The 15,846-nt window shown below is 72.1% G+C and carries 13 protein-coding genes; 11 read left to right on the top strand and 2 right to left on the bottom strand.

Annotation, left to right across the window (positions count from 1 at the left end; all coding sequences use genetic code 11):
* Positions 1 to 53 precede the first annotated feature (53 nt).
* From ABZT12_RS37240 to ABZT12_RS37225, 4 genes are all read left to right on the top strand, one after another.
* The gene (locus ABZT12_RS37240; protein WP_356393648.1) at positions 54 to 1,622 is read left to right on the top strand and encodes an NAD(P)/FAD-dependent oxidoreductase; all 1,569 of its coding nucleotides are present in this window, start codon (positions 54 to 56) and stop codon (positions 1,620 to 1,622) included.
* A 152-nt stretch (positions 1,623 to 1,774) separates the two neighbouring features.
* Entirely contained in the window at positions 1,775 to 2,887 is a 1,113-nt protein-coding gene (locus tag ABZT12_RS37235) for a nitronate monooxygenase family protein (protein WP_356393645.1), read from the top strand.
* Positions 2,884 to 4,434: an acyl-CoA synthetase gene (locus ABZT12_RS37230; RefSeq protein WP_356393642.1), complete on the top strand. Its 1,551-nt coding sequence runs from the start codon at positions 2,884 to 2,886 to the stop codon at positions 4,432 to 4,434. Before ABZT12_RS37235 ends, ABZT12_RS37230 begins: the two co-directional genes overlap by 4 nt.
* A 61-nt stretch (positions 4,435 to 4,495) precedes the next feature.
* The gene (locus tag ABZT12_RS37225; protein WP_356393639.1) at positions 4,496 to 5,998 is read left to right on the top strand and encodes an acyl-CoA synthetase; all 1,503 of its coding nucleotides are present in this window, start codon (positions 4,496 to 4,498) and stop codon (positions 5,996 to 5,998) included.
* Positions 5,999 to 6,016: 18 nt separating this feature from the next.
* Here the strand turns inward: ABZT12_RS37225 and paaK are convergent, their stop codons facing one another.
* Together paaK and ABZT12_RS37215 are read right to left on the bottom strand one after the other, a co-directional pair.
* A complete protein-coding gene (gene paaK / locus ABZT12_RS37220; protein ID WP_356393636.1) occupies positions 6,017 to 7,312 on the bottom strand; it encodes a phenylacetate--CoA ligase PaaK in 1,296 nt (431 codons plus the stop codon).
* Positions 7,313 to 7,464: 152 nt separating this feature from the next.
* The gene (locus tag ABZT12_RS37215; RefSeq protein ID WP_356393633.1) at positions 7,465 to 9,084 is read right to left on the bottom strand and encodes an acyl-CoA synthetase; all 1,620 of its coding nucleotides are present in this window, start codon (positions 9,082 to 9,084) and stop codon (positions 7,465 to 7,467) included.
* A gap of 187 nt (positions 9,085 to 9,271) precedes the next feature.
* Between ABZT12_RS37215 and ABZT12_RS37210 the strand changes: the two genes are divergently transcribed.
* The 7 genes from ABZT12_RS37210 to ABZT12_RS37180 all read left to right on the top strand — a co-directional run bounded on the left by ABZT12_RS37210 (position 9,272) and on the right by ABZT12_RS37180 (position 15,693).
* Positions 9,272 to 10,072, top strand: coding sequence for a crotonase/enoyl-CoA hydratase family protein (locus tag ABZT12_RS37210; RefSeq protein ID WP_356393630.1), 801 nt, complete (start codon positions 9,272 to 9,274; stop codon positions 10,070 to 10,072).
* A 74-nt stretch (positions 10,073 to 10,146) separates the two neighbouring features.
* A complete protein-coding gene (locus tag ABZT12_RS37205; RefSeq protein ID WP_356393627.1) occupies positions 10,147 to 11,100 on the top strand; it encodes an OB-fold domain-containing protein in 954 nt (317 codons plus the stop codon).
* Positions 11,097 to 12,146 carry a thiolase domain-containing protein gene (locus ABZT12_RS37200; RefSeq protein ID WP_356393624.1) on the top strand — a complete coding sequence of 350 codons (1,050 nt, stop codon included), beginning with the start codon at positions 11,097 to 11,099 and terminating at the stop codon, positions 12,144 to 12,146. Before ABZT12_RS37205 ends, ABZT12_RS37200 begins: the two co-directional genes overlap by 4 nt.
* Positions 12,143 to 13,309, top strand: coding sequence for a thiolase domain-containing protein (locus ABZT12_RS37195; RefSeq protein WP_356393621.1), 1,167 nt, complete (start codon positions 12,143 to 12,145; stop codon positions 13,307 to 13,309). Before ABZT12_RS37200 ends, ABZT12_RS37195 begins: the two co-directional genes overlap by 4 nt.
* Positions 13,310 to 13,392: 83 nt before the next feature.
* Positions 13,393 to 13,635 carry a DUF397 domain-containing protein gene (locus tag ABZT12_RS37190; protein ID WP_356393618.1) on the top strand — a complete coding sequence of 81 codons (243 nt, stop codon included), beginning with the start codon at positions 13,393 to 13,395 and terminating at the stop codon, positions 13,633 to 13,635.
* Positions 13,636 to 13,786: 151 nt separating this feature from the next.
* Complete coding sequence (locus tag ABZT12_RS37185; RefSeq protein ID WP_356393615.1) at positions 13,787 to 14,698, top strand: universal stress protein; 912 nt, start codon at positions 13,787 to 13,789, stop codon at positions 14,696 to 14,698.
* Between the two features lie 272 nt (positions 14,699 to 14,970).
* Positions 14,971 to 15,693, top strand: a complete 723-nt coding sequence (locus ABZT12_RS37180; protein WP_356393612.1) for an alpha/beta hydrolase — start codon at positions 14,971 to 14,973, stop codon at positions 15,691 to 15,693.
* Positions 15,694 to 15,846 lie beyond the last annotated feature (153 nt).

Raw genomic sequence — 15,846 nt, 5'->3', positions numbered from 1 at the left:
CCCCATCGCGCCCACCTCTGGCCGACCTGGATCACCCCGTGTTACCAAGAACCATGGCCGCACCCGAGGGACACCGGACATACGACGCCGTCATCGTGGGAGGAGGCCACAACGGCCTGGTCGCCGCCGCCTACCTGGCGCGGGCCGGGCGGACCGTGCTGGTACTGGAACGGCTGGCCGCCACCGGCGGCGCCGCCGTCTCGACCCGCCCGTTCGCCGGGGTCGACGCCCGGCTGTCCCGGTACTCCTACCTGGTCAGCCTGCTGCCCAAGAAGATCGTGCGGGACCTGAACCTCGACTTCCGGGTCCGCGGGCGCACCGTCTCGTCGTACACCCCCGTGGAACGCGACGGGCGCCCCACCGGCCTCCTCGTCGGCGGCGGCGAGCGCCGCACCCGCGAGGCCTTCGCCCGCCTGACCGGCGGCACCCGCGAGTACGAGTCCTGGCAGCGCTTCTACGGCATGACCGGCCACGTCGCCGGGCGGGTCTTCCCCACGCTCACCGAACCGCTGCCCACCCGCGAGGAACTGCGCCGGCGCGTCGACGACGAGGACGCCTGGCGGACCCTCTTCGAGGAACCGATCGGCGTGGCGATCGAGGAGACCTTCGCCGACGACCTGGTGCGCGGGGTCGTCCTCACCGACGCCCTCATCGGCACCTTCGCCGACGCCCACGACCCGGCGCTCGCCCAGAACCGCTGCTTCCTCTACCACGTGATCGGCGGCGGCACCGGGGCCTGGGACGTCCCGGTCGGCGGCATGGGCGCCCTCACCGGCGCACTGGCCGGTGCCGCACGCGCGGCGGGCGCCGTCCTCGCGACCGGCCACGAGGCGGTACGGATCGACACCGACGGCCGCTCCGCGCAGGTCACCTACCGGACGGCGGACGGCGAGGGCACGGTCGACGCCCGGCACGTCCTCGTCAACGCGGCGCCCAGGGAACTGGCGGCACTGACCGGCGACACACCTCCGGCGCCCGCCGAGGGCGCCCAGCTCAAGGTGAACATGCTCCTGAAACGGCTGCCCCGGCTCCGCGACTCCTCCGTCGACCCGCGCGAGGCGTTCGCCGGGACCTTCCACATCGCCGAGGGGTACGGCCAACTGGCCGCCGCGCACGCCCAGGCCGCCGCCGGAGGACTGCCCGACACGCCACCCTCCGAGATCTACTGCCACACCCTCACCGACCCCACCATCCTCGGCCGCGACCTCGTCGAGGACGGCTACCAGACCCTCACCCTCTTCGGTCTGCACACCCCCGCCCGGCTCTTCGAGCGCGACAACGACGCCGTACGCGAGGAACTCCTGAAGTCGACCCTCGCCCAGCTCGACGCCCACCTCGCCGAACCGCTCGCGGACTGTCTGGCGGCCGACGCGGACGGCCGGCCGTGCATCGAGGCCAGGACACCGCTCGACCTGGACCGTGACCTCGGGCTGCCCGGCGGCCACATCTTCCACCGCGACCTTTCCTGGCCGTACGCCCAAGAGGGCGCCGGCCGCTGGGGCGTGGAGACCCGGCACGCGAACGTGCTGCTGTGCGGGGCGGGCGCGGTGCGCGGCGGCGGGGTGAGCGGGGTGCCGGGACACAACGCGGCGATGGCGGTGCTGGAGGAGCGCGCCGGATGACGGCCGCGGGGTGAAGGGGCGGAGTGACGGGACGGAGTGACAGGGCGGGGCCCGGCCGGACCTCGCTCCCCGCCCGCCGGGCCCCGCCAGAAATCTGACGGACCATCAGAAAAAGTCTTCCGTCGTCCGGAGAAGTGCGGCATTCTGCGCCCATGCAGACGGAGTTGAGCAAGAGACTCGGAGTCGAGCACGCCATATTCGGCTTCACACCGTTCCCCGCCGTCGCCGCGGCCATCAGCCGGGCCGGCGGCTTCGGAGTGCTCGGCGCGGTCCGCTACACCGATCCCGGCGAACTCAAGCGCGACCTCGACTGGCTGGCGGCGCACGTCGACGGAAGGCCGTACGGCCTGGACGTCGTGATGCCCGCGAAGAAGGTGGAGGGCGTCACCGAGGCCGAGGTCGAGGCGATGATCCCGGAAGGGCACCGGCGGTTCGTCACCGACACCCTCGCCAAGTACGGCGTGCCGGAACTCGACGACGGCGAGGTGTCCGGCTGGCGCATCACCGGGTGGATGGAACAGGTCGCCCGCACCCAGCTCGACGTCGCCTTCGAGTACCCGATCAGCCTGCTCGCCAACGCCCTCGGCTCCCCGCCGCCCGACGTCGTCGCCCGCGCCCACGACCGGGGCGTCCTGGTCGCCGCGCTCGCGGGCAGCGCCCGGCACGCCCGCAAGCACGCCGAGGGCGGTATCGACATCGTCGTCGCGCAGGGGTACGAGGGGGGCGGGCACACCGGAGAGATCGCCTCCATGGTGCTGACGCCCGAGGTCGTCGACGCCGTCGGCCCGCTGCCCGTGCTGGCCGCCGGCGGCATCGGCAGCGGGCAGCAGGTGGCCGCCGCGTTCAGTCTCGGCGCCCAGGGGGTGTGGCTGGGCTCGCTGTGGCTGACCACCACGGAGGCCGACCTGCACTCGACCGCCGTGACCCGCAAACTGCTCGCCGCCGGGTCCGGCGACACCGTCCGCTCCCGCGCCCTGACCGGCAAACCCGCCCGCCAGCTGCGCACCGAGTGGACCGACGCCTGGGACGACCCGGACGGCCCCGGCACCCTCCCCATGCCCCTCCAGGGCCTGCTGGTCGCCGAGGCCCTGTCCCGCATCCAGAAGTACGAGGTCGAACCCCTGCTCGGCACCCCCGTCGGCCAGATCGTCGGCCGGATGAACAGCGAACGCAGTGTCCAGGCCGTCTTCGACGACCTCACCCGCGGCTTCGAGCAGGCCGTCGACCGCGTCAACCGCATCGCCGGAAGGAGCGGTCAGTCGTGACCACACCCCCCATCGGATTCTGGGCCCAGGCCACCGCGGACCCGGAGCGTACGGTCCTCGTCGCCCCCGACGGCGAGGAGTGGACCGCCGGCCGGCTGCACGCCGCGGCCAACCGGCTCGTCCACGGACTGCGCGCCGCCGGACTCGCGCGCGGCGACGCCTTCGCGGTCGTCCTGCCCAACGGCGTCGAGTTCCTCACGGCCTATCTGGCCGCCTCCCAGGCCGGGTTCTACCTCGTCCCGGTCAACCACCACTTCGTCGGACCCGAGATCGCCTGGATCGTCGCCGACTCCGGGGCCAAGGTGCTCATCGCGCACGAACGGTTCGCGGGCCCGGCCCGGCACGCCGCCGACGCGGCGGGACTGCCGGTCACCCACCGGTACGCGGCCGGCCCGGTCGAGGGGTTCCGGCCGTACGCCGAACTCCTCGACGGTCAGCCGGAGTCGGTGCCCGAGGACCGCACGCTCGGCTGGGTCATGAACTACACCTCGGGCACCACCGGCCGCCCGCGCGGCATCCGCCGCCCACTGTCCGGCAAGCCGCCCGAGGAGGCGTATCTCGGCGGCTTCCTCGGCATCTTCGGCATCAGGCCGTTCGACGGCAACGTGCACCTCGTCTGCTCGCCGCTCTACCACACGGCCGTCCTCCAGTTCGCGGGCGCGAGCCTGCACATCGGGCACCCACTGGTCCTGATGGACAAGTGGAGCCCCGAGGAGATGCTCCGCGCGATCGACACCCACCGGTGCACCCACACCCACATGGTCCCCACCCAGTTCCACCGCCTCCTCGCCCTCCCCGCGCGGACACGGGAGCGCTACGACGTCTCGTCCATGCGGCACGCCATCCACGGCGCCGCCCCCTGCCCCGACCACGTGAAACGGGCGATGATCGACTGGTGGGGCACGTGCGTCGAGGAGTACTACGCGGCGAGCGAGGGCGGCGGAGCCTTCGCGACCGCCGAGGACTGGCTGAAGAGGCCCGGCACGGTCGGCAAGGCGTGGCCCATCAGCGAACTCGCGGTCTTCGACGACGACGGCAACCGGCTGCCGCCCGGTGAACTGGGCACCGTCTACCTGAAGATGAACACCGGCGGCTTCTCCTACCACAGGGACGAGGCCAAGACGGCGAAGAACCGCATCGGCGACTTCTTCACCGTCGGCGACCTGGGTTACCTCGACGAGGACGGCTACCTCTTCCTCCGCGACCGCAAGATCGACATGATCATCTCGGGCGGCGTCAACATCTACCCCGCCGAGATCGAGTCGGTCCTGCTCGCCCACCCCGCCGTCGCCGACGCCGCCGCCTTCGGCATCCCGCACGACGACTGGGGCGAGGAGGTCAAGGCCGTCGTCGAACCGGCGCCCGGCCACGAACCCGGCGCCGCCCTCGCCACGGCCCTCCTGGACCACTGCGCCGGACAGCTCGCCGGCTACAAGCGGCCCAAGAGCGTCGACTTCATCACCGAGATGCCCCGCGACCCCAACGGCAAACTCTACAAACGACGGCTGCGGGACCCCTACTGGGAGGGTCGCACCCGGCAGATGTGAGCGGTCCGGTGCCGGCCGTCCGGCTTGACCTGCCCCGGCGGCGGCCCGAGGATCATGTGTCATGACGCCCGGACAAGGCAGCACCGTGGACGGGGTGCTGCGACGCAGCGCCCGGCGTACCCCCGCGCGGGTGGCGGTCGAGTACCGCGACCGCACGTGGACGTACGGGGAACTGGACGACGCCGTCTCCCGGGCGGCGAGCGTGCTGCTCGGGGAGGGGCTCGAACCGGGCGACCGGGTCGGCGCCTACGGCCACAACTCCGACGCCTACCTCATCGGCTTCCTCGCCTGCGCCCGCGCGGGACTCGTGCACGTGCCGGTCAACCAGAACCTGACCGGCGACGACCTCGCCTACATCGTCGGCCAGTCCGGCAGCGCGCTCGTCCTCGCCGACCCCGCTCTCACCGGCCGACTCCCGGACGGCGTACGGACGTTGCCGCTGCGGGACGCGGACGACGCGCTGCTGGCCCGGCTGGCGTCGGCCACGCCGTACGACGGGCCCGAGCCGCGCACCGAGGACCTGGCGCAGTTGCTCTACACCTCGGGCACGACCGCGCTGCCCAAGGGCGCCATGATGAGCCACCGGGCCCTGGTGCACGAGTACTTGAGCGCGATCACGGCGCTCGACCTGAGCGCCGGTGACCGGCCCGCGCACGCGCTGCCGCTGTACCACTCGGCGCAGACACATGTCTTCCTGCTGCCCTACCTCGCCGTCGGCGCGACCAACCTCATCCTCGACGCGCCGGACGGGGACCTCCTCTTCGACCTGATCGAGGCCGGGCGCGTGGACAGCCTGTTCGCGCCGCCCACCGTGTGGATCGGGCTGGCGAACCGCCCCGACTTCACGACCCGCGACCTGAGCGGAGTGCGCAAGGCGTACTACGGGGCCTCGATCATGCCGGTGCCCGTCCTGGAGCGGCTGCGTGAGCGGCTGCCGAAGCTCGCGTTCTACAACTGCTTCGGGCAGAGCGAGATCGGCCCGCTCGCCATGGTCCTGGGACCCGACGAGCACAAGGGCCGCCTCGACTCCTGCGGCCGGCCCGTGCTCTTCGTGGACGCCCGGGTGGTGGACGAGGGCGGCGAGGAGGTGCCCGACGGCACGACCGGTGAAGTCGTCTACCGCTCCCCGCAGTTGTGCGAGGGCTACTGGGAGAAGCCCGAGGAGACCGCCGACGCCTTCCGGGACGGCTGGTTCCACTCCGGCGATCTCGCGGTACGGGACGCGCACGGCTTCTTCACCGTCGTCGACCGGGTGAAGGACGTCATCAACTCCGGTGGCGTCCTGGTCGCCTCCCGCCAGGTCGAGGACGCGCTCTACACCCATGACGGCGTCGCCGAGGTCGCGGTGATCGGGCTGCCCGACGACCGCTGGATCGAGGCCGTCACCGCGGTCGTCGTCCCGCGCGGCGAGGTCACCGAGGCCCAACTCCTGGACCACGTACGTGAGAAGCTCGCCCACTTCAAGGCACCCAAGCGGGTGCTGTTCGTGGACGAGCTGCCGCGCAACGCCAGCGGGAAGATCCTCAAGCGTGAACTGAGGAAGCGGTTCGGCCCGCGCGACTGAGGCGGACCGGCCCGGGCGTCAGCGCGGGCGCAGGTCCACGATCCGCCGGATCTTGCCCACGCTCCGCTCCAGGGACTCCGGTGCGACGATCTCGACCGTCACGGACACGCCGATGCCGTCCTTCACGGCGGCCGCGATGGCACGGGACGCCGCCTCCCGGACCCCGTCAGTGGCGTCGGGTCGCGCCTCCGCCCGTACGGTGAGCGCGTCGAGCCGGCCCTCGCGGGTCAGCCGCAGCTGGAAGTGGGGCGCGACGCCCGGGGTGCGCAGGACGATCTCCTCGATCTGGGTGGGGAACAGGTTCACCCCGCGCAGGATCACCAGATCGTCGCTGCGGCCGGTGATCTTCTCCATCCGCCGGAAGACCCGGGCGGTGCCGGGCAGCAGCCGGGTCAGGTCCCGGGTGCGGTAACGGATCACCGGCATGGCCTCCTTGGTGAGCGAGGTGAGGACCAGCTCGCCCTTCTCGCCCTCCGGGAGCACCTCGCCCGTGACGGGGTCGACGACCTCCGGGAAGAAGTGGTCCTCCCAGATGTGCAGCCCGTCCTTGGTCTCCACGCACTCCTGCGCCACCCCCGGACCGATCACCTCCGAGAGCCCGTAGAGGTCCACCGCGTCGATCGCGAACCGCTCCTCGATCTCCGCGCGCATGCTTTCGGTCCAGGGCTCCGCCCCGAACACCCCCACCCGCAGGGAGGTTCCGCGCGGGTCGACGCCCTGCCGTTCGAACTCGTCGAGCAGCGCCAGCATGTACGAGGGGGTCACCATGATGACCCGCGGCCGGAGGTCCTGGATCAGCTGGACCTGACGGGCCGTCATGCCCCCGGACGCCGGGACGACCGTACAGCCCAGCCGTTCGGCTCCGTAGTGCGCGCCCAGGCCACCGGTGAACAGCCCGTAACCGTAGGCGACATGGACGATGTCACCGCGTCTGCCGCCCGCCGCGCGGATCGAGCGGGCCACCATGTCCGCCCACAGGGAGAGGTCGTTGTCCGTGTAGCCGACCACCGTGGGGCGTCCGGTGGTGCCGCTCGACGCGTGGAGCCGGCGGACACGCTCGCGGGGGACGGCGAACATGCCGTACGGGTAGTTCTCCCGCAGGTCCGCCTTGGTGGTGAAGGGGAAGCGGGCGAGGTCGGCGAGCGAGCGGCAGTCGTCGGGGCGCACCCCCGCCCGGTCGAAGGAGTGCCGGTAGAAAGGCACGTTCTCGTAGGCGTGCCGCAGTGAGCTCCGCAGCCGCTCCAGTTGCAGGGCCCGCAGCCCGTCCGGGTCGAGCCGTTCCCCCGAGTCCAGCAGCTCCGCCGCGCCCGCCATCGGCACTCTCCTCACCCGAGTACATTCCGGACGACCGATCATTCGGTCGTGCCGTTCGGGATCAGTAATTCAGGCCACCCCGGCGCGGGCAAGAGGTCTGCCGACCTTTTTCACCGGCGGACCGGTCGTCGTCCTTCCCCGGCCCTCGTCCGTCACCCGTCAGCCGACGCCGCCACCTCCCGCGCCCACCGGTAGTCGGCCTTGCCGCTGGGGGAGCGCTGGATGGCGTCGGCGATGACCAGCTGGCGCGGGATCTTGTACCCGGCGAGGCGGGAGCGGCAGTGCGTCCGGATGTCCTCCAGGGACGGCGGGGCCGCACCCGCGCGCAGCTGGACGACGGCCGCCACATGGTTGCCCCACGTCGCGTCCGGCACTCCCGCCACCAGTGCGTCGTACACGTCCGGGTGGGACTTGAGCGCCTGCTCGACCTCCTCCGGATACACCTTCTCGCCACCGGTGTTGATGCACTGCGAGCCCCGGCCCAGGACGGTCACGACGCCGTCCTCGTCGACCGTGGCCATGTCGCCGAGCAGCACCCACCGCAGGCCGTCCTTCTGGAAGAAGGTGTCGGCGGTCTTCGCCGGGTCGTTGTAGTAGCCGAGCGGTACGTGACCGCACTGGGCGACCCGCCCGACCTCGCCGACGGCCACCGGCTCGTACGTGGCCGGATCGACGACCTGCGTACGGGAGTTGACCCGGATGCGGAAGCCCCGCTCGGGGCCGGAGTCCGCCGTCGCGGTGCCGTTGAAGCCGGACTCGGAGGAGCCGAAGTTGTTGAGCAGCAGCACGTGGGGGACGAGGGCCTGGAACTGCTCGCGGACCGTCTCCGACATGATCGCGCCCGACGACGAGACGGTGAACAGCGAGGAGCAGTCGGTCCCCTTCATCGGCCCGTCGAGCGCGTCGATCAGCGGTCGCAGCATCGCGTCGCCGACCAGCGACATGCTGGTGACCTTCTCCTTCGCCACCGTCCGCAACACCTCTTCGGGCACGAACTTGCGGTGGAGCACGACGCGTTGGCCGAAGCCGAAGCCGATGAACGCGGTCAGGGTGGAGGTGCCGTGCATCAGCGGGGGAGTGGGGAAGAAGGTGAGCCCGGAGCCGCCGGCCGCGACCCGCTCGGCGAGCTCCTCCGGCCTGCGCACCGGCTCACCGGTCGGCGCGCCGCCGCCGAGCCCCGAGAAGAACAGGTCCTCCTGGCGCCACATCACGCCCTTGGGCATCCCGGTGGTGCCACCGGTGTAGATGATGAACTGGTCGTCGCCGGAGCGGGCCGGGAACCCGCGCTCCGGCGAACCGGCGGCCTCCGCCTCCGCGAACGGCACGGCGGCCACGTCCGGCGCCCCCGGCTCCGCCGCCCCGACGCGCACCAGGTGCCGCAGCTTCTCCGTCCGGGGCAGCGAGGCCGCCACCCGCTCGGTGAACTCCGCGTCGAAGACCAGCGCCACCACATCCGCGTCCCGATAGAGGTAAACCAACTCCTCTTCGACGTAACGGTAGTTGACGTTGACCGGCACCACCCGTGCCTTCAGGCAGCCGAGCACCGTCTGGAGGTACTCGACGCCGTTGTAGAGGTGGAGGCCGAGGTGCTCGCCCGGCCGTATCCCGCGGTCGATCAGGTGATGGGCGATCCGGTTCGCCGCCGCGTCCAACTCGGCGTAGGTCAGGCGGCGTTCCGCGCCGGTGCCCGGGTGGTCGAGGTGGACGAGCGCCTCGCGGTCGGGCACCGCGTCGACGACCGACTCGAACAGGTCGGCAAGGTTGTACTCCACCGCTCCTCCTGACCCCGGGGCGTGCCTCGTATCGGTCGGTTCGCCGGTCATCAGAGCAAACGGCGCCACAAGTGGGAAGGGGCCGCGCAGAAAGAATCTGACTGTCTGTCAGAAACCTCTTGTACTGGCCGGGCGGCTCCTGCAACCTGTTCTCGTTCCGGAGGCGGCACGGCGACGGGAGAACACGATGGGTGGGACGGAACACCTCACCGTGCGGCGCGAAGGCGCCACGGTGGTACTCACGCTCAACAGGCCGGAGGCCAGGAACGCACTCTCCCTGCCGATGCTCGTCGGCCTCTACGACGGCTGGCTCGACGCCGACGCCGACGACACGGTCCGCTCGGTCGTCCTGACCGGCGCGGGCGGCGCGTTCTGCGCCGGAATGGATCTGAAGGCCCTGGCGGGCAAGGGCATGGCGGGCGAGGAGTACCGGGAGCGGCTCACGGCCGACCCGGACCTGCACTGGAAGGCGATGCTGCGCCACCACCGCCCCCGCAAGCCGGTGATCGCCGCCGTCGAGGGGTACTGCGTGGCCGGCGGCACCGAGATCCTCCAGGGCACCGACATCCGGGTCGCCGCCGAGTCCGCCACCTTCGGGCTCTTCGAGGTCCGACGCGGCCTCTTCCCGATCGGCGGCTCCACGGTCCGGCTGCAACGCCAGATCCCGCGCACCCACGCCCTGGAGATGCTGCTCACCGGCCGCTCCTACACCGCCCGGGAAGCCGCCGGCATCGGCCTCGTCGGACATGTCGTGCCCGACGGCACGGCGCTCGCCAAGGCGCTGGAGATCGCCGAACAGATCAACGCCTGCGGCCCGTTGGCCGTCGAGGCGGTCAAGGCGTCGGTGTACGAGACCGCGGGACTGACCGAGACCGAGGGACTCGCCGCCGAACTGAAGCGCGGCTGGCCCGTCTTCGACACCGCCGACGCCAAGGAAGGCGCCCGCGCCTTCGCGGAGAAACGGCCGCCCGTCTACCGGCGCGCGTAACCGCTCCGCCCCGAGCCGCAGAGGTCACCGCCCGCGCCCCCCGAGGCGCGGTCCCCGGACAGTGAGGAGACGCCGTGCCCGAAGTCCTCAGAGCCCCGCTGATCGTCGAGTTCCCCTTCACCCGCTCCCTCGGCCCGGTCCAGAGCGCCTTCCTCACCGGCCTGCGCGAACAGGTCGTGCTCGGCGTGCGGACCGGCGACGGCCGCACCCTCGTACCCCCCGTCGAGTACGACCCCGTCACCGCCGAAGAACTCCGTGACCTGGTGGAGGTCGCCCCCACCGGCACGGTCACCACCTGGGCCTGGAACCACCAGCCCCGGCGCGGCCAGCCCCTGGACACGCCCTTCGCCTGGGTCCTCGTCCGGCTCGACGGCGCCGACACCGCCCTGCTGCACGCCCTCGACGCACCGGGCCCCGACGCCGTGCGCACCGGCCTGCGCGTCCGCGTCCGCTGGGCCGGGAGTCGCAGCGGGGCCATCACCGACATCGCCTGCTTCGAACCGTACGAGAGCGACGCGGCCGAAGCCCCCGGTCAACTCAGCCAGCACAGCGGCGAGTTCGAGAACATGGTCACCGGCATCGTCGCGCCCGCCCGCCTCGACTACGTCTACTCGCCGGGCCGCGCCCAGTCCGCCTACATCCAGGCGCTCTCCGAACGCCGCACCGTCGGCGAACGCTGCCCCTCCTGCCGGAAGGTGTACGTCCCGCCCAGGGGCGCCTGCCCCACCTGCGGTATCGCCACGGCCGAACAGGTCGAGGTCGGTCCGCGCGGCACCGTCACCACGTTCTGCATCGTCAACATCAAGGCGAAGAACCTCGACATCGACGTCCCGTACGTCTACGCGCACATCGCCCTCGACGGAGCCGGCCTCGCGCTGCACGGACGCATCGGCGGCATCCCCTACGACCAGGTGCGGATGGGGCTGCGCGTGGAGGCGGTGTGGACCGAGGGCGGCCGGTATCCGGACCACTACCGGCCCACCGGCGAACCGGACGCCGACTACGACGCCTACAAGGAGCTGCTGTGACGCGTGAGATCGCCGTCGTCGCCTTCGCGCAGACCGACCACCGCCGCACCACCGACGAGCTCTCCGAGGTGGAGATGCTCATGCCGGTCCTGCACGGCGTGCTCGAACAGACCGGGCTGAAGACCGCCGACATCGGCTTCACCTGCTCCGGCTCCAGCGACTACCTCGCGGGCCGCGCCTTCTCCTTCACCCTCGCCCTCGACGGGGTCGGCGCCTGGCCGCCGATCTCGGAGTCGCACGTCGAGATGGACGGCGCCTGGGCGCTGTACGAGGCCTGGACCAAACTCCTGACCGGCGACGCGGACACCGCGCTCGTCTACTCGTACGGAAAATGCTCACCCGGCTCGGTGCGCGACGTCCTCACCCGGCAGCTCGACCCGTACTACGTCGCCCCCCTCTGGCCGGACTCCGTCGCGCTCGCCGCCCTCCAGGCGCGGGCCCTCATCGACGCCGGCGACACCGACGAACCCGCCCTCGCCGCCGTGGCGGCCCGCAGCAGAACCGACGCGAGCGCCAACTCCCATGCCCAGCTCCGCGGTTCGGTACCGCACGGCGACTACGCCGTACGGCCGCTGCGCACCGGCGACTGCCCGCCGGTCGGCGACGGGGCCGCCGCCGTGATCCTCGCGGCCGGCGACCGGGCCCGCGCCCTGTGCGCACGGCCCGCCTGGATCCGGGGCATCGACCACCGTATCGAGGCACACGGCCTGGGCGTACGGGAGTTGACCGACTCACCGTCCGCGCGGCTGGCCGCCGAGAAGGCCGGAGCCTTCGAACGGCCCGTCGACACCGCTGAGTTGCACGCCCCCTTCACCTCCCAGGAGATCGTGCTGCGCAAGGCGCTGCGGCTCGACGACAGCGTGCGCGTCAACCCCTCCGGGGGCGCCCTCGCCGCCAACCCGGTGATGGCCGCCGGGCTCATCCGCATCGGCGAGGCCGCCGCCCGTATCCACCGGGGCGAGTCCGACCGGGCCCTCGCCCACGCCACGTCCGGCCCCTGTCTGCAACAGAACCTGGTCGCCGTACTCGAAGGGGATCCGCGATGAGCAAGGAGCCCGTGGCCGTCGTAGGCATCGGCCAGACCAAGCACGTCGCCGCGCGCCGGGACGTGTCGATCGCGGGACTCGTCCGCGAGGCCGCCCGACGGGCCCTGGACGACGCCGAGTTGGACTGGGCCGACATCGATGCCGTGGTGATCGGCAAGGCGCCCGACTTCTTCGAAGGCGTCATGATGCCCGAGCTGTACCTCGCCGACGCGCTGGGTGCCGTGGGCAAGCCCATGCTGCGGGTGCACACCGCCGGCTCGGTCGGCGGATCGACGGCCCTGGTCGCCGCCAATCTCGTCGCGGCCCGCGTGCACGGCACGGTCCTCACCCTCGCCTTCGAGAAGCAGTCCGAGTCCAACGCCATGTGGGGACTCTCCCTGCCGATCCCCTTCCAGCAGCCGCTGCTCGCCGGTGCGGGCGGCTTCTTCGCCCCCCATGTGCGCGCCTACATGCGGCGCACCGGCGCACCCGACACGGTCGGCTCCCTGGTGGCGTACAAGGACCGGCGCAACGCGCTGAAGAACCCCTACGCGCACCTCCACGAGCACGACCTCACCCTGGAGAAGGTCCAGTCCTCGCCCATGCTGTGGGACCCGATCCGGTACTCCGAGACCTGCCCCTCCTCGGACGGCGCCTGCGCGATGGTCCTCACCGACCGGGCCGGGGCGGCCCGCGCGCCCCGCCCGGCCGCCTGGATGCACGGCGGCGCCATGCGGAGCGAACCCACGCTCTTCGCCGGCAAGGACTGCGTGTCCCCGCAGGCCGGCAAGGACTGCGCGGCCGACGTCTACCGGCAGGCGGGCATCGCCGACCCCCGCCGGGACATCGACGCCGTCGAGATGTACGTGCCGTTCTCCTGGTACGAGCCGATGTGGCTGGAGAACCTGGGGTTCGCCGAGGAGGGCGGCGGCTGGAAGCTCACCGAGTCCGGGGTGACCGAACTCGACGGCGACCTCCCCGTGAACATGTCAGGAGGGGTCCTGTCGGCCAATCCGATCGGCGCCTCGGGCATGATCCGCTTCGCCGAAGCGGCCCTCCAGGTCCGCGGCCAGGCCGGAGAACACCAGGTGGAGGGCGCCCGGCGGGTGCTCGGTCACGCCTATGGCGGCGGTTCCCAGTTCTTCTCCATGTGGCTGGTGGGCAGCGAACCTCCCGACTCCTGAAAGGTCCCCCTCACGTGGCCTGTTGGCATCCAAAGCCGATCGCTAGGCTGGCCGCGGACGACGAGATCGGGAGGAGCACGGACGTGGCCGAGAGCACCATCCAGCAGCACCCGCTTGCGGGCTGGGACAAGCCGGAGCTGAACCTCAGTGACGCCGACTGGCATTCGAGCAGCCGGGGCCTGGGGGATGTCCAGATCGCCTTTGTCGAGGGATTCATCGCGATGCGCAACAGCGGCCGCCCGGAGAGCCCCTCCCTGATCTTCACGCCCGCCGAATGGGGCGCGTTCGTGTCGGGGGCGCGGGAAGGGGAGTTCGATCTGACGTGACCCGCGGACCGCCGGCCCGCGCCGACGGGCCGATCCGGGGGTGTGACCTCCGTTATTCCGGACACGCGACCTTGAGTGCCCTTCTGGAGTCCCTCGCTGAGCGAGGCTGGCCCCGGAGGGGGAAGGCCGTACTGCGGAAGATGAGGAACCCATGAGCACCCTGCCGGTCATCGCGGCGGTCGACGGCTCCGACGACAGCCTGCGCGCCCTGGACTGGGCCCTCGACGCCGCCCGCGGGCGCGCCGCACCGCTGCGGGTGGTGCACGTACAGCAGCCCTCCGTGCGGACCCGGCCCGACGAACCCGGCGCCGTCTCCTCCGGCCCGGACGAGGACCAGGTGCTCGCACGGGCCCGCGCCCGGGTGGCGGAACACCCCGACCGGCCGGCCGCGGAGTACCTGGGCCTGTCGGGGGTCTCCGCTGACCTGCTTCCCCAACTCGGCTCCGACGCACAGCTGTTGGTGCTCGGCTCCCGGGGCCGCGGCGGCTTCGTCAGTCTGCTGCTCGGCTCCAACGGCATGGCGGCGGCCCAGGACGCGCGGTGCCCGGTCGTCGTGGTGCCCCCGCCCGGCCGCGAGGTGCACGGCGAGGGACCGGCCGAGCCCGGCCCCCGGGTGGTCGTCGGCCTGCACGTCGACAACCCCGACGAGACCACCCTCGCCTTCGCCATCGCCGAGGCGGAGCTGCGCGCGGCCCGGCTCCAGGTGGTCGCCGCCTATCCGTGGCCGCTCCAGAGCTGGGCGGCGCCCGGCGAACTCGTCCCGCCGACCATCGACCAGGACACCGTCGAGGACGAGACCCGCACCCTCGTCGAGGGCATCGTCGGCGCACACGGCAAGCGTCACCCCGACGTCCGGATCGACCCCTACGTGGCTCCCGGCGACGCGGCCGGTCATCTCGTCGCCGCCTCCCGGGACGCCGAACTCGTCGTCGTGGGCCGCCACCGGCGCCGACTGCTCGCCCCCGCGCGCCTGATGGGCTCCGTCACCCGGGCGGTCCTGCTGCACGCCGCGAGCCCGGTCGCCGTGGTGCCGCCGGAGGAGCTGGCGACGCCGGAGGAGTGACCAACTCCCCTACCTATAAAGCGGGTTGACAAGCCGCTCCGGCTCCGACCCCCGGACGAGTGGCTCCGTGGCGTCCGCCCACAAAGCCCTCGGGGAAAAGCCGTTGGCGGACCACGGCGGCCACTGCTACTTTTCCGGAGGCCGTGCGAGAGAACGAGGAGGTGGTACCCGTGAACGCAGTATCGACATGGGTGCTCTCCTGCGGGGTCACGGTCGGACGTTAGACAGGTCGTCCGGGAGCGCCGTTCACAGCCCTCCCGAAAGGCACGACCATGCACCTCACCCCCGGACAACGCCTCGACGACGGCGTCCTGGAACGCGAGTTCACCCTCGGCGAGATCCCGGGCACCCTGTGGACGCCCGCGTCCGCCGCACCGGCCCCGCTGATCCTGATGGCCCACAACAACGGCCTGCCCCAGAGGGAACCCCGGCTGGTGGCCCGGGCCCGGTACACCGCGGCGCGCGGCTACGCGGTGGCCACCATCGACGCCGCCGGCTGCGGCGACCGGCCCCGCCCCGCCGCCGACGAGCGGGCCCGCGCCGACCTCCGCCGGGCGATGCGGGCGGGCGAGCCGGTCGACGAGATCTTCGAGTCCTTCATCGGCCCGCTGGTCGAGAACGCGGTCCCGGACTGGCGGACCACCCTGGACGCCCTCCTGGCGCTGCCCGAGATCGGCGGCCCGGTCGGGTACTCGGGGTGGACCGCCGTCGGCATCCGGCTGGCGGTGACCGAGCCACGCATCGCGGCCGCCGGTCTCTTCGCCGGAGGTTACGTGCCCCGCGCCCAGCGCGAGGAGGCCCGGCAGGTCACCGTTCCGCTGCTGCTCCTGGTGCAGTGGGACGACGAGGGCAACCCCCGGCAACGGGCCCTGGACCTGTTCGACGCCTTCGGCAGCAAGGAGAAGACGCTCCACGCCAACCTGGGCGGACACACCGGTACCCCGTGGTTCGAGCTGGAGGACACGTGCCGGTTCTTCGGCCGGCACCTGAAGTGAGGCCGGGCCGTCGGACCGGCGAAAGACGGTCGAAGTGAGGCCGGGCCGTCCGGCCGGCGACAGACGGTAGCTGGGGCCGGCCGTCAGGCCGCTGTCGGGGTGCCGAGTTCGTCCAGGACGGGCTGCCCCATGCGGGTCATGGTGCGCATGGAG

This window comes from Streptomyces sp. NPDC005423 (genome assembly GCF_040606415.1).
Classification (GTDB): Bacteria; Actinomycetota; Actinomycetes; order Streptomycetales; family Streptomycetaceae; genus Streptomyces.
Note: the sequence above shows the minus strand (reverse complement) of the source record. Positions and strands in the feature narration are given on the sequence as shown.

Excerpts from the sequence above, each read along its gene's own strand:
- ABZT12_RS37240 (WP_356393648.1), top strand. The coding sequence starts at position 54 with ATGGCCGCACCCGAGGGACACCGGACATACGACGCCGTCATCGTGGGA.
- ABZT12_RS37235 (WP_356393645.1), top strand. The coding sequence starts at position 1,775 with ATGCAGACGGAGTTGAGCAAGAGACTCGGAGTCGAGCACGCCATATTC.
- ABZT12_RS37225 (WP_356393639.1), top strand. The coding sequence starts at position 4,496 with ATGACGCCCGGACAAGGCAGCACCGTGGACGGGGTGCTGCGACGCAGC.
- paaK (WP_356393636.1), bottom strand. The coding sequence starts at position 7,312 with ATGGCGGGCGCGGCGGAGCTGCTGGACTCGGGGGAACGGCTCGACCCG.
- ABZT12_RS37210 (WP_356393630.1), top strand. The coding sequence starts at position 9,272 with ATGGGTGGGACGGAACACCTCACCGTGCGGCGCGAAGGCGCCACGGTG.
- ABZT12_RS37195 (WP_356393621.1), top strand. The coding sequence starts at position 12,143 with ATGAGCAAGGAGCCCGTGGCCGTCGTAGGCATCGGCCAGACCAAGCAC.
- ABZT12_RS37185 (WP_356393615.1), top strand. The coding sequence starts at position 13,787 with ATGAGCACCCTGCCGGTCATCGCGGCGGTCGACGGCTCCGACGACAGC.
- ABZT12_RS37180 (WP_356393612.1), top strand. The coding sequence starts at position 14,971 with ATGCACCTCACCCCCGGACAACGCCTCGACGACGGCGTCCTGGAACGC.